Below are 14,215 nucleotides of genomic sequence, written 5' to 3'. Positions count from 1 at the left end.
CATTATTTATGAGTAAATATTACTTTAGTTAGCTATATATGGACAAAAACTTAATATTAATGAACCATTTTTGTTTAAGTTAGTTTCAATTATTATAAAAGTTATAGGTCAACATTATCAAGAATTACATGAAAAAGTCGATTTAGTAACTAATATTATTAAAAGCGAAGAATTAAAATTTTGAACAACATTAATAACAGGAAAACAATTATTATTACAAGTTATTAGTGATAATAAAAAAGTAGATGCAACTGCGGCTTTTAAATTATTTGATACCTATGGTTATCCTATTGAATTAACATTAGAGATTGCAAATGAAGAAAATGCTACTGTTGATTTAAAAGGTTTTCAAAAGTTATTGGATAACAGTAAAGATAATACAAGAAAAGTAAGAATTAATCATCAAGCATTAACAATTCAATCTTCATTACTAACTAATTTAAAAGTTCCTTCAACCTTTGTTGGTTATGATAAAGAACAAATAAATACAAATATTGTTTTTATGTTTAAATCAGAGCATGAGGTAAAATTTTTAAAAAATGAAAAAGGTTATTTAATTTTAAATGAAACGCCTTTTTATGCAGAAAAGGGGGGGCAAGCATCTGATGATGGTATTATCAAAGGAGAAAATGGAACGGCCTCTGTTATTGATGTACAACAAGGACCACAAAAACAGCATATTCATCAAGTGGAAGTAAAAGGTGAATTAACACAAACAGAAATTGTTGAAGCACAAATTAATAGTTCACATCGTTTTTATACAAGAAAAAATCATTCAGGAACTCATTTATTACATGCTGCTTTAAGAAAATTATTGGGTTTACATGTTATGCAATCTGGAAGTTTTAATAATTATCAATATTTACGATTAGATTTTAGTCATTATCAAATGTTAACTTTAGAACAAATTATAAGTATAGAACAACAAGTAAGTAAATGAATTAAAGGTAAATATCCTTGTGAAATTATTTATTGTACATATGAAGAAGCAATCAAAATTGGAGTTTTAGCTTTTTTTGGTGAAAAATATGAAGAAAAAGTTCGAGTAATTAAGTTTGGTGATTTTTCAATTGAACTTTGTGGGGGTACTCATTGTTATAATTCACAAGAAGTAGAACAATTATTAATAACTAATGTTGAATCAAAAGGATCTGGTTCTTATCGAATTCATGCTTTAATATCATTAAAAACTATTAATGAATACTTAACACAACAAATAATGATGATTAAAGAACAAAGCAATAATTTATTTATTCAATAGACTTACTGCATAACTAGTTAACTTTTCATTTTTTTGTTATTATTAAAATAAAATTTGAATAGTTAAGGATAAATTTTATGACATATTTTGAATTAAAAGATAAACCGGATCAATATTTTCGTAAAATAGTTGGTATTAATAAACTAGTTTTTAATGAAATTTTAAATATTTTATTAGATCATCAAAATCTAAAAAATACCACTGGTGGAAGGCCATATAAAATGTCAATAGAAGATAGACTAGTAATGACTTTAAGATATTTATATGAAAATCGTACATATCATAGTATTGGTGCTGAGTATGATATGGTTGATACTACTGCTTTACGAAATATTCGTTCAATTGAAGACATTTTAATAAATAATAATAAGTTTAATAATTTAACAAATAAAAATATTTTTTTAAAAAGAAGAATTCAAAAATAAAATTTTGATAATTGATGTAACAGAAGTAGAAACAGAACGACCAAAATATAATCAAAAAGATTGATTTTCTGGCAAAAAATGAATGCATACTGTTAAGTTTCAAACCATAATTAATGCACATACTAATGAAATTTTAAATATTTTTCCTGATACTGGTAAAAATCATGATTTTAAAACTTTTAAAAATTCAAAGTTAGAATTTTTGTCAGAAACTGTAATTCTTGCAGATAAAGGTTATCAAGGTTTACAAAAAATTCATAGTAATACATTTTTACCCATTAAAACTAGTAAAAATAATCCTAAAACAAGTAAAATTAAAATTTTTAATAAGATTATTAATAAAACTCGCAGAAAAATTGAACATGTTTTTGCATTTTTAAAATGTTTTAAAATTATTGGTTATAAATTTAGAAAAGCTAGAAAACGAATATTTTTAAGATTTAATTTAATTGCAGGATTTTATAATTTATCATTAAAACTTAAAAACGTTATGCAGTAAGTCTAATCAAATAATTCTAATTTTAATTGGATTAATGATCTAAAATTTTTATCATTAATAAATTCAGTTTTGAAAGTTTTAAAAGTTGCTTCAGCAACAGCATTGTCATAAGGACAACCTTTTTTGCTTAAAGAGCGAGTAATATTGAATGCTAGTAAAAGTTTATCAATAATTTTATTATTAAATTCATTACCACAATCACTATGAAATATTTGAATATCTTTTAAACAGCGATTTGATTGCATAAATGCTTGATGTACTAATAAGGCATCTTTTTTCTAGTACCTACACTATGTCCAATAATTTCGCGGTTAAATAGGTCAATTAATAAGCAAATATAGTTTCATTTACCATTAACTTGAACATAAGTTAAATCACTGACAATAACTTCATTTTTAAGCCTATTATTAAAGTTTCTATTCACAAGATTAGTGATTTTTTCATCATTTACTTTGTTATTATGATTTTTGAATGATAATTTAGTGTATTTTGATATTAAATTATGCTTATTCATAATTTCTTTAATTTTTCGTCTTGATAAATAAATTTCTTGGTTTTCTAATATTACTTTTAATCTTCTTGTTCCATAAACACATTTATTTTCTTTAAAAGCACTAATAATAGGCAGAAAATAGAAATTATTACAAACAATAAGTTTAAATATAAAATTCGCACAATGTGTCATTTTTTAAAAATTTCTAAATCAACATATTATTTTAATTTAAAGAAAAAAGAAAATAAAATTTAAAATAATATTTATGATGAAGCTTGGATGGGTTACACTTTATTGGACACTAATTACGTAGACAAGTGAACAAATTAGTTGAAAGAAAGGAACTATAATTATGGCCAATATTAATTCATATACCGATGAATTTAAAAAACAAATAGTAGCTTTATATCAAAGCGGCAAATCAGTATCTTAGGTAATGTTTAGTAATCTGTGTAACTTACAAAAATAACTATGTTTAATTAATTCTAGTAAATATAATTAAATGACTAGAAAGAGTGAGTTACAGATGGCTAAAAAACAAAGTATTAATAATAATGATCCAATATCAAAAGCAGTAGATTTATTACTAGAAAATACTGAAGATTTAACAACAGTATTTAAAGAAGGAGGATTATATAAAGAATTAACAAAAAGATTAGTAGAAAAGATGTTAAATTCTGAAATGCAAAATTATTTAGGGTATGAAAAAAATCAACATAGTAATAGTGAAAATGCTCGTAATGGTATAAGTTCAAAAAAATTAATAACTCAACAAGGTAAAATTGAAATTAATGTACCAAGAGATCGTAATAGTGATTTTACTCCTGTAATAGTTGCAAAAAGACAGAGAAGATTTGATGGCTTTGATCAACAAGTTCTTTCACTATATGCCAAAGGAATGACTTTATCAGATATTAGAATGCAGTTGCAAGAGTTATATCATGGTGCAGATATTAGTGAAAGTGTTATTAGTCAAATTACTGATGATGTGATAGATGATGTCAAGGCGTGGCAAAATCGACCATTAGAAAGTATTTATTCTATTGTTTATTTTGATTGTATAGTAGTTAAAGTACGGCAAGATAAACGCATTATTAACAAATCAGTTTATATAGCATTAGGAGTGGATTTAGAAGGCAAAAAAGATGTTTTAGGTTTATGAATTAGTGAAAATGAAGGTTCTAAATTTTGACTAGCTAATTTTACAGAAATGAAAAATCGAGGCTTAAATGATATTTTGATTGCTTGTAGTGATAATTTAACAGGCATGTCAGAAGCAATACAAGCAGTTTATCCTAAAACTGAACATCAATTATGCATAGTTCATCAAATTAGAAATAGTTTAAAATATGTTTCATACAAACATCGAAAAACCTTAGTTGCAGATTTAAAACCAATTTATAGTGCATGTAGTGAAGAACAAGCAATGCAAGCTTTAGAATCATTTGAAAGTAAATGAAATAAACAATATCCGCAAATTACTAAATCTTGATATAAAAATTGAGATAATTTAATGGTTTTTATTAGTTATCCACCAGAAATTAAAAGAGTGATTTATACTACAAATGCTATTGAATCTGTTAATAGTCAATTACGAAAAGTTATCAGAAATAAAAAAGTTTTTCCTAATGATATGGCAGTTTTCAAAATATTTTACTTAGCAATTGAAAATATAACAAAAAAATGAACAATGCCCATTCAAAATTGAAATACAGCAATTGCTCATTTTATGATAAAATTTGAAGATAGAATTAATCTGAACTAGTAACTTTGTAAAACAAAGATACACAGATTACATAAAAGCCTCGTATCTTACCTTGCTAAAGAATATAATGTTACAAGAGCAGCTACTTATAATTGAATTAAGCAATTTACTAATTCAGGTAGTTTTAAAGCTAAAGATAATCGTTCTGTTGAAGAAAATGAATTAATTAAATTAAGAAAAGAATTAAAACAATTACGAATGGAAAATGATATTTTAAAGCAAGCAGCACTAATAATAGGCAGAAAATAGAAATTATTACAAACAATAAGTTTAAATATAAAATTCGCACAATGTGTCATTTTTTAAAAATTTCTAAATCAACATATTATTTTAATTTAAAGAAAAAAGAAAATAAAATTCAAAATAATATTTATGATGAAGCTATTATTAGTGCTTTTAAAGAAAATAAATGTGTTTATGGAACAAGAAGATTAAAAGTAATATTAGAAAACCAAGAAATTTATTTATCAAGACGAAAAATTAAAGAAATTATGAATAAGCATAATTTAATATCAAAATACACTAAATTATCATTCAAAAATCATAATAACAAAGTAAATGATGAAAAAATCACTAATCTTGTGAATAGAAACTTTAATAATAGGCTTAAAAATGAAGTTATTGTCAGTGATTTAACTTATGTTCAAGTTAATGGTAAATGAAACTATATTTGCTTATTAATTGACCTATTTAACCGCGAAATTATTGGACATAGTGTGTAGGTACTAGAAAAGATGCCTTATTAGTACATCAAGCATTTATGCAATCAAATCGCTGTTTAAAAGATATTCAAATATTTCATAGTGATTGTGGTAATGAATTTAATAATAAAATTATTGATAAACTTTTACTAGCATTCAATATTACTCGCTCTTTAAGCAAAAAAGGTTGTCCTTATGACAATGCTGTTGCTGAAGCAACTTTTAAAACTTTCAAAACTGAATTTATTAATGATAAAAATTTTAGATCATTAATCCAATTAAAATTAGAATTATTTGATTACATCAATTGATACAACAACATAAGAATCCACAGCACTTTAAACTACTTAACTCCAGTTAATTATCAAAAACAAATGTCTACCAAAAAATAGTCCTAAAAAGTGTTGCCATTCCAATGATTAAAGTTAATACTGTTGCTCAACAATTTGCTGGTGGTGGACATAATAGTGCTATACGGTTTATCTTAAAGGACTTTATTACATTATAACATATTAAAAACTTATTAAAGTAAACTTTAATAAGAATTTTTGAGTTATTAAAGTAAGTATTATTGTTGATTAATATTTATTAAGTGTTAAGATAAATATACAATTGCATATTGAAGTCTAAATTATTCTCGTCTAACTTTATAATTTATAGACATTTAATGAATGTTATAGACAACATCGGTATGCTCCCAAAAATTTTAATAGTAACTATGATATATAATTTTTATGATTTAACTTTACCATATTTAATTAAAAAAAATAGAAAAATAATAATATCAGTATAGTTATTAAAATGGTTCAATATATATTTTATTAAAGAAGATTTTGTTGTGAATTTGAACAACTGTTTAAAAAGGGATTATTTAATTCTTCATCATTTGCTAATTGTTTATCAAATTTTTTTTCATCAGTTACTTTTTGATCTTGTAATAATGGCATAGTTTCCCTTGAAATTAATGGTGAATTTGGTGTTTCATTATTTTTTATGTCTAATAACAAATTTTTAATTTCAATATTTTTAGCATTTATTATTTCTTTTATTTCTTTATTTTTATTAATACATCCAAAACTAAAAACTTTAATAACAAAATTTAAAATTGGATTTATCTTTTTTTTCTCTAGCTTGACAATATCACTTTTTAATTTTGTTATTTTTTCTTGTTTTAATGATAATTTATCTTCTAAATGTCTTTCTTCTTGTTTTATTTTGTATTCTTCTTGAGTTATGAATATAATAAATGAAGTTCCTAGACATGAGTTTATTTCATTTATTTTTTCTAATATTTGTTTTTGTTTATTAGGTGTATGACTATCAAATTCCGCTTTTGATAAGCAAATTTGTTTTATATCACGTGCAAATAAGATTCTAGAATAAATATGAGCCTCTATATAATTTCCTTCACTTTTACCATAATTACGATGAGGAACAATTTTTTTTCCATTAGCTTTATTAATTAAACTTTCTAAACAATTATATCCAAATAAATCATTTTGACAATATCTTATCAATCTTGGGAAGTGAAAAAAAGTAGATATTTTATCTTTTAATTTCCCACCACTGAACGTAGGTGGTGAATACGTATCATAAGGACTATATGTACAATTATGTTTTACATAATCTTTTAGTATAATAAAAGATTTTCCATACATAGGAGCTCCACCCATAGGATTTTCCAAAAAATCTAATGCTGCATAGCAAGGTCTACTTGTTCACTGAAAATTAGCACTTTTTTTTGTTTGATCGCCAGTAGGGGTTGAAAAACGTCCAAATTTTTCATATTTACTATTATCAAATAATTGATTTAGATAAAATGCAACTTCCTCTACATTTGCTCGACCTACATTATAGTTAGAAATTTCATTTGGTTTTTCCTTATAAGCAAAACAATTTAAAACCTCTGATCATTTATTATCAATATCGTATATTTTTGAAAAATCAAAATTAATTGTTAACCTTGATGATTGTAATATTTTAGTAATCTTTTCTAATAAATCTTTTGCATTTTCTTGACTCATCTTGCATTTTTTAGATAATATTTTTAAAGCAGATTCATAATCTTCTTGTTGAGAGGATTCGCATAGTTCATAAATTTGATGTAAAATTTCACTTCTAAACAATTGACCACAAATCTCTTTTTTTAATTTTTCTTCATCTTTTGAATTATTTGATGAAGTTGAAGAAAAACCACCATTAATATGTGATAAATCAGATTGTTTGATATATGTCATAATATTTATCTCCTCTATACTTAAGATGAACATTTGAAATCTATTTTATTGGTCTAAGCAATAGAGTATTTCCAATACACCTATTGTATTTTTTATGTTTTTTATTTATTAAATACAATAAAAACTCATTTATTTTTTAAATTAAAATAATGAGTTAAAAAACCAATATTTAGTTTACACTTACTCATTTTATTAAATTTTAGAAAAAATACAAGTTATTAATTAAAAAAATATATTTTTTCCAAAATTATTATCACTACTATTTTCCTATATTTCATCAATAAGAAATTATAAAAGATTATGCAATTACTATAATAATGTTATATATGATTGTAAAACATTATTGATGTTGAACATATATTATTGTATATCATAATATTTATATAAATTAATACATATAAGTATTAAGTTTAATATATAATTTTATTAATTTCTTTTTCTGTAATAAACTTATCAATCTTCCCTTGCGCTAAGATTGGGCTACCGCCACCCTTACCATTATATGTTTTTAATATTTTTTGTAAAATATTATTACTTTGATATTGTTTATTATTATGCAATTCTTTACTTGAAGCAACTAATACTAAATATTCTTGATTATTAATTTTATTAATAAAAATAATAATAATATTTTGATATTGATTACGATAATGTTCAATTATTTCTCTTAATGTTTTAATATCTAAATTTTCAAAATTTGCAATTAATAGTTTATAATTATTTTCATTTTTTGGAACTAAAGTTAAATATTTTTTCACTATCTTCTGACGATTTAATTCTTCAAAATTAATTTGTCATTTTTTAAATAAACCATGTAATTCTAGTAATAACATTTTTCCCTTTCTTCAATCAGCAGCTACCACTTTTAAGTTATTAATAGCATCATATATTTTTTCAATTTCTTCTTGCATACAATTATCTTTATTTTTTTGATATTGAATAAATAAATTATTGCTTTGTTCTTTAATCATCATTATTTGTTGTGTTAAGTATTCATTAATAGTTTTTAATGATATTAAAGCATGAATTCGATAAGAACCAGATCCTTTTGATTCAACATTAGTTATTAATAATTGTTCTACTTCTTGTGAATTATAACAATGAGTACCCCCACAAAGTTCAATTGAAAAATCACCAAACTTAATTACTCGAACTTTTTCTTCATATTTTTCACCAAAAAAAGCTAAAGCTCCAATTTTGATTGCTTCTTCATATGTACAATAAATAATTTCACAAGGATATTTACCTTTAATTCATTTACTTACTTGTTGTTCTATACTTATAATTTGTTCTAAAGTTAACATTTGATAATGACTAAAATCTAATCGTAAATATTGATAATTATTAAAACTTCCAGATTGCATAACATGTAAACCCAATAATTTTCTTAAAGCAGCATGTAATAAATGAGTTCCTGAATGATTTTTTCTTGTATAAAAACGATGTGAACTATTAATTTGTGCTTCAACAATTTCTGTTTGTGTTAATTCACCTTTTACTTCCACTTGATGAATATGCTGTTTTTGTGGTCCTTGTTGTACATCAATAACAGAGGCCGTTCCATTTTCTCCTTTGATAATACCATCATCAGATGCTTGCCCCCCCTTTTCTGCATAAAAAGGCGTTTCATTTAAAATTAAATAACCTTTTTCATTTTTTAAAAATTTTACCTCATGCTCTGATTTAAACATAAAAACAATATTTGTATTTATTTGTTCTTTATCATAACCAACAAAGGTTGAAGGAACTTTTAAATTAGTTAGTAATGAAGATTGAATTGTTAATGCTTGATGATTAATTCTTACTTTTCTTGTATTATCTTTACTGTTATCCAATAACTTTTGAAAACCTTTTAAATCAACAGTAGCATTTTCTTCATTTGCAATCTCTAATGTTAATTCAATAGGATAACCATAGGTATCAAATAATTTAAAAGCCGCAGTTGCATCTACTTTTTTATTATCACTAATAACTTGTAATAATAATTGTTTTCCTGTTATTAATGTTGTTCAAAATTTTAATTCTTCGCTTTTAATAATATTAGTTACTAAATCGACTTTTTCATGTAATTCTTGATAATGTTGACCTATAACTTTTATAATAATTGAAACTAACTTAAACAAAAATGGTTCATTAATATTAAGTTTTTGTCCATATACAACAGCTCTTCTAATCAATCTTCGTAATACATAACCACGATCTTTATTACTAGGAAAAACACCATCACTAATTGCAAAAACTAAGCAACGAATATGATCAGCAATAATTTTAAATGCAGTATTAATAGTTTTTTGCTTAATCTCTTGTGTAAAATAATTATTAATATCATAACGAAAATTTGTCAATTTTTCACATTCATGAATAATATTTTGAAATAAATCAGTATCAAAGTTAGTTGGCACATTTTGTAAAATTGCTACTAGTCTTTCTAATCCTGCACCAGTATCAATATTTTTTCTTGGTAAATCAGTATAATTATTTTTGCCATCATTATTAAATTGTGAAAAAACAATATTTCAAATTTCAATATAACGATCATTTTCAATATCATCTTTTAATAATTTAATACCAATATTTTCGGGATCATATTTAATACCACGATCATAATAAATTTCAGTATTAGGGCCACAAGGACCTTGACCCATATCTCAAAAGTTAGTAGATCTTGTACCTTTAATAATACGTTCTTTTGGTAATTTAATAATATTTAATCATAAATTATATGTTTCTTCATCTTCATTAAAAACTGTTACATATAATAAATTAGCATCTAAATTTAATCATTTTTTACTAGTTAAAAATTCCCATCCTCAAATAATAGCTTCTTTTTTAAAATAATCACCAATTGAAAAATTACCTAACATTTCAAAAAAAGTTTGATGTCTTGCTGTAATACCAATATTTTCAATATCATTAGTTCTAATTGCTTTTTGTGAATTTGCTAATCTTTTAGCAATTGGGGTTTGTCGTCCATCAAAATATGGTTTTAATGTAGCAACTCCAGAATTAATCCACAATAGTGAAGGATCATCATTTGGAACAAGTGATGCACTTTCTAAAATGTGATGATCATAACTTTTAAAAAAATTTAATCAAGTTGTTCTAACTTTATCTGTTGTTCATTTTATTGACATAATAATTTCTCCTCAAAATAATAAAAATTCCTATCAAAATAGAAACGTTTTTTAACGCGGTACCATCCTAATTCACTTACAAAGTAAATGCGCTTAATTAATGATTAAAATTGTTAAATTAGGAGCTTCTAATTAATAATGGTTAAGTGCTTACACTATTCACTCTCGTTGAAAACTAATTATTATTAATTATACTTATCTAATTTAGATTAATATAAATATTAATTTTAATATTAATATTAACCATAAATATTAGTTATTACAAGCAAAAAGATAAAATTATGAAATATTTTTATAAATTAAAAAGAAAAAAATATTAATTATTAACTTTATATAATAAAAATTACAAGAAAGATTTTTTCTATTTAATTAAAAATATAATTTAACTGGTATTTTTTTTATTGTATATTCATTTTTTCAGATATAAACTTTAGTTAAGATTTGCTTAGAATAACTTTTAAAAAATAAAAATTTATCATTAAATTATAGCTAACTAAAGTAATGTTTACTCATATCTTGAAAAACAAAATCAATAGCTTTTTTAATATTTGGTCAATAATTTGGTAATATTTTTCTTATATTATGTTTTATAGCAAATCAAAAATGTTCAATTGGATTTAAATTAGGAGAATATGGCGGAAGAAATAATAGTTTGCATCCAGCATTTTCAATTAATTGTTGTGTTAATTTAGATTTATGAAACGTTGCATTATCTAAAACTATAATTTGTCCACGCTTTAATACTGGAATTAGTTTATTTTTAACATATGATTCAAAAATTTTACTATTGCAATGTCCTTCAAATGCTCATAAGGCTTTTAATTTACCTTTATTTAGTGAACCAATTATACTCATTCTCTTTATTTTATATGCGGGTTTATTATCAAATAATCTTTTACCTTTTTCAGATCAACCATATTTATAAAATTCATTATCATCAATTCCAGATTCATCAATATATACTAAATCTTCATTCATTATTTTAGCTATTTCTTTTAAAAAATCTTCTTGTTTATTTTTATCTCTTTGTTCATATAGAAAAGTTTTTTTTATATGTATAATTTTTAAGGTAATGTTTAGTAATCTGTGTAACTTACAAAAATAACTATGTTTAATTAATTCTAGTAAATATAATTAAATGACTAGAAAGAGTGAGTTACAGATGGCTAAAAAACAAAGTATTAATAATAATGATCCAATATCAAAAGCAGTAGATTTATTACTAGAAAATACTGAAGATTTAACAACAGTATTTAAAGAAGGAGGATTATATAAAGAATTAACAAAAAGATTAGTAGAAAAGATGTTAAATTCTGAAATGCAAAATTATTTAGGGTATGAAAAAAATCAACATAGTAATAGTGAAAATGCTCGTAATGGTATAAGTTCAAAAAAATTAATAACTCAACAAGGTAAAATTGAAATTAATGTACCAAGAGATCGTAATAGTGATTTTACTCCTGTAATAGTTGCAAAAAGACAGAGAAGATTTGATGGCTTTGATCAACAAGTTCTTTCACTATATGCCAAAGGAATGACTTTATCAGATATTAGAATGCAGTTGCAAGAGTTATATCATGGTGCAGATATTAGTGAAAGTGTTATTAGTCAAATTACTGATGATGTGATAGATGATGTCAAGGCGTGGCAAAATCGACCATTAGAAAGTATTTATTCTATTGTTTATTTTGATTGTATAGTAGTTAAAGTACGGCAAGATAAACGCATTATTAACAAATCAGTTTATATAGCATTAGGAGTGGATTTAGAAGGCAAAAAAGATGTTTTAGGTTTATGAATTAGTGAAAATGAAGGTTCTAAATTTTGACTAGCTAATTTTACAGAAATGAAAAATCGAGGCTTAAATGATATTTTGATTGCTTGTAGTGATAATTTAACAGGCATGTCAGAAGCAATACAAGCAGTTTATCCTAAAACTGAACATCAATTATGCATAGTTCATCAAATTAGAAATAGTTTAAAATATGTTTCATACAAACATCGAAAAACCTTAGTTGCAGATTTAAAACCAATTTATAGTGCATGTAGTGAAGAACAAGCAATGCAAGCTTTAGAATCATTTGAAAGTAAATGAAATAAACAATATCCGCAAATTACTAAATCTTGATATAAAAATTGAGATAATTTAATGGTTTTTATTAGTTATCCACCAGAAATTAAAAGAGTGATTTATACTACAAATGCTATTGAATCTGTTAATAGTCAATTACGAAAAGTTATCAGAAATAAAAAAGTTTTTCCTAATGATATGGCAGTTTTCAAAATATTTTACTTAGCAATTGAAAATATAACAAAAAAATGAACAATGCCCATTCAAAATTGAAATACAGCAATTGCTCATTTTATGATAAAATTTGAAGATAGAATTAATCTGAACTAGTAACTTTGTAAAACAAAGATACACAGATTACATAAAAGCCTCGATTTTTCTTGTCCTATAAATTGTTTTGCTAAATTTCAAGGTAATATTTGTTCACTAAATCATTGTTCTAGTATTCTAACTTTTGGTTAAGTTTCAATAGGCATTGATAATAACGGAAATGCTATTTTATCTTTGACAAATAACTTTGGGTATACTTCCATATCATCAACTTCACCAAGTACCTTTATATTGCCGAAAATCATGCTTCTAGGTGCTTTAATTTTTAAACCAATTACTTTGGTATCTTTGTCTAATGGTTTTTGTAATTTAATAATTATTGGATAACCATCTCTTGTTTTAAAATCTTTAATTTTAATAATAGTAATACTTTTAGTACTTCTTGTTTTTGGATTTTGATAAGATTGTGAATAATGATTAATAATATATAAATTATCAATATTATTTTCAGTTAATGGTTCATTTATACTAACTGCATATAACTTAAATTGATTTAATAAATTTATTTCTTGAAAAATTAAATTTTTAATATCAGTCATACTATATTCAATCGTATTATCATTAATATTAGTACTTGCTCTTTGATTTAACTGCATAGTAAAATCAGATGTTTCAACAGCAGTAGTTTTTAATACTTTATCAATATCAATAAAACCAATTTTAATAGTATTTGCTGAAAATCTTAAACTATTATTTTCATTATTTTTAAATAAACGTTCAATTTCATAAATATAAATTGTTCTTTTTTTAAATTCATCATATGCTCTATTAATATATAGCTAACTAAAGTAATGTTTACTCATATCTTGAAAAACAAAATCAATAGCTTTTTTAATATTTGGTCAATAATTTGGTAATATTTTTCTTATATTATGTTTTATAGCAAATCAAAAATGTTCAATTGGATTTAAATTAGGAGAATATGGCGGAAGAAATAATAGTTTGCATCCAGCATTTTCAATTAATTGTTGTGTTAATTTAGATTTATGAAACGTTGCATTATCTAAAACTATAATTTGTCCACGCTTTAATACTGGAATTAGTTTATTTTTAACATATGATTCAAAAATTTTACTATTGCAATGTCCTTCAAATGCTCATAAGGCTTTTAATTTACCTTTATTTAGTGAACCAATTATACTCATTCTCTTTATTTTATATGCGGGTTTATTATCAAATAATCTTTTACCTTTTTCAGATCAACCATATTTATAAAATTCATTATCATCAATTCCAGATTCATCAATATATACTAAATTTTCATTCATTATTTTAGCTATTTCTTTTAAAAAATCTTCT

The 14,215-nt window shown here is 23.6% G+C and carries 14 protein-coding genes; 7 read left to right on the top strand and 7 right to left on the bottom strand.

Annotated elements, in window-relative coordinates:
• The first annotated feature begins 28 nt into the window (after positions 1 to 28).
• The 3 genes from ACQH26_RS06335 (at position 29) to ACQH26_RS06325 (ending at position 2,185) form a co-directional block, all read left to right on the top strand.
• Complete coding sequence (locus ACQH26_RS06335) at positions 29 to 1,261, top strand: alanine--tRNA ligase-related protein (RefSeq protein WP_425383096.1); 1,233 nt, start codon at positions 29 to 31, stop codon at positions 1,259 to 1,261.
• A gap of 77 nt (positions 1,262 to 1,338) precedes the next feature.
• Positions 1,339 to 1,686: a transposase family protein gene (locus ACQH26_RS06330; protein WP_425381897.1), complete on the top strand. Its 348-nt coding sequence runs from the start codon at positions 1,339 to 1,341 to the stop codon at positions 1,684 to 1,686.
• 4 nt (positions 1,687 to 1,690) lie between these two features.
• Positions 1,691 to 2,185, top strand: coding sequence for a transposase family protein (locus tag ACQH26_RS06325; RefSeq protein ID WP_425381977.1), 495 nt, complete (start codon positions 1,691 to 1,693; stop codon positions 2,183 to 2,185).
• Positions 2,186 to 2,187: 2 nt separating this feature from the next.
• Here the strand turns inward: ACQH26_RS06325 and ACQH26_RS06320 are convergent, their stop codons facing one another.
• Both ACQH26_RS06320 and ACQH26_RS06315 read right to left on the bottom strand, forming a co-directional pair.
• Complete coding sequence (locus ACQH26_RS06320; protein ID WP_425381976.1) at positions 2,188 to 2,430, bottom strand: hypothetical protein; 243 nt, start codon at positions 2,428 to 2,430, stop codon at positions 2,188 to 2,190.
• Positions 2,431 to 2,444: 14 nt separating this feature from the next.
• Positions 2,445 to 2,870 carry an IS3 family transposase gene (locus ACQH26_RS06315; RefSeq protein ID WP_425381975.1) on the bottom strand — a complete coding sequence of 142 codons (426 nt, stop codon included), beginning with the start codon at positions 2,868 to 2,870 and terminating at the stop codon, positions 2,445 to 2,447.
• A 334-nt stretch (positions 2,871 to 3,204) separates the two neighbouring features.
• Here ACQH26_RS06315 and ACQH26_RS06310 point away from each other — a divergent pair, with 334 nt between their 5' ends.
• The 3 genes from ACQH26_RS06310 (at position 3,205) to ACQH26_RS06300 (ending at position 5,536) form a co-directional block, all read left to right on the top strand.
• Entirely contained in the window at positions 3,205 to 4,443 is a 1,239-nt protein-coding gene (locus ACQH26_RS06310) for an IS256 family transposase (protein ID WP_425383069.1), read from the top strand.
• A gap of 290 nt (positions 4,444 to 4,733) precedes the next feature.
• Positions 4,734 to 5,165: an IS3 family transposase gene (locus ACQH26_RS06305; protein WP_425381974.1), complete on the top strand. Its 432-nt coding sequence runs from the start codon at positions 4,734 to 4,736 to the stop codon at positions 5,163 to 5,165.
• 38 nt (positions 5,166 to 5,203) lie between these two features.
• Positions 5,204 to 5,536 (top strand): IS3 family transposase, encoded by a 333-nt coding sequence (locus ACQH26_RS06300; RefSeq protein ID WP_425381973.1) that lies wholly within the window; start codon positions 5,204 to 5,206, stop codon positions 5,534 to 5,536.
• A gap of 429 nt (positions 5,537 to 5,965) precedes the next feature.
• On the opposite strand, the gene ACQH26_RS06295 is transcribed toward ACQH26_RS06300, so the two are convergent.
• The 3 genes from ACQH26_RS06295 to ACQH26_RS06285 form a co-directional block, all read right to left on the bottom strand.
• Positions 5,966 to 7,381, bottom strand: coding sequence for a DUF3626 domain-containing protein (locus tag ACQH26_RS06295; protein ID WP_425381972.1), 1,416 nt, complete (start codon positions 7,379 to 7,381; stop codon positions 5,966 to 5,968).
• Positions 7,382 to 7,791: 410 nt separating this feature from the next.
• The gene (gene alaS / locus ACQH26_RS06290; protein ID WP_425381971.1) at positions 7,792 to 10,515 is read right to left on the bottom strand and encodes an alanine--tRNA ligase; all 2,724 of its coding nucleotides are present in this window, start codon (positions 10,513 to 10,515) and stop codon (positions 7,792 to 7,794) included.
• Between the two features lie 489 nt (positions 10,516 to 11,004).
• Positions 11,005 to 11,493 (bottom strand): IS630 family transposase, encoded by a 489-nt coding sequence (locus ACQH26_RS06285; RefSeq protein WP_425381862.1) that lies wholly within the window; start codon positions 11,491 to 11,493, stop codon positions 11,005 to 11,007.
• A 184-nt stretch (positions 11,494 to 11,677) separates the two neighbouring features.
• Between ACQH26_RS06285 and ACQH26_RS06280 the strand changes: the two genes are divergently transcribed.
• Positions 11,678 to 12,916, top strand: coding sequence for an IS256 family transposase (locus tag ACQH26_RS06280; RefSeq protein WP_425383069.1), 1,239 nt, complete (start codon positions 11,678 to 11,680; stop codon positions 12,914 to 12,916).
• A 128-nt stretch (positions 12,917 to 13,044) separates the two neighbouring features.
• Here ACQH26_RS06280 and ACQH26_RS06275 read toward each other — a convergent pair whose 3' ends face one another.
• Complete coding sequence (locus ACQH26_RS06275; RefSeq protein ID WP_425381970.1) at positions 13,045 to 13,512, bottom strand: hypothetical protein; 468 nt, start codon at positions 13,510 to 13,512, stop codon at positions 13,045 to 13,047.
• Positions 13,513 to 13,695: 183 nt separating this feature from the next.
• Positions 13,696 to 14,184 carry an IS630 family transposase gene (locus ACQH26_RS06270; protein ID WP_425381912.1) on the bottom strand — a complete coding sequence of 163 codons (489 nt, stop codon included), beginning with the start codon at positions 14,182 to 14,184 and terminating at the stop codon, positions 13,696 to 13,698.
• Positions 14,185 to 14,215: the final 31 nt, after the last annotated feature.

It is taken from the genome of Spiroplasma endosymbiont of Melieria omissa (assembly GCF_964031175.1).
GTDB lineage: Bacteria > Bacillota_I > Bacilli_A > Mycoplasmatales > VBWQ01 > Spiroplasma_E > Spiroplasma_E ixodetis_A.
Note: the sequence above shows the minus strand (reverse complement) of the source record. Positions and strands in the feature narration are given on the sequence as shown.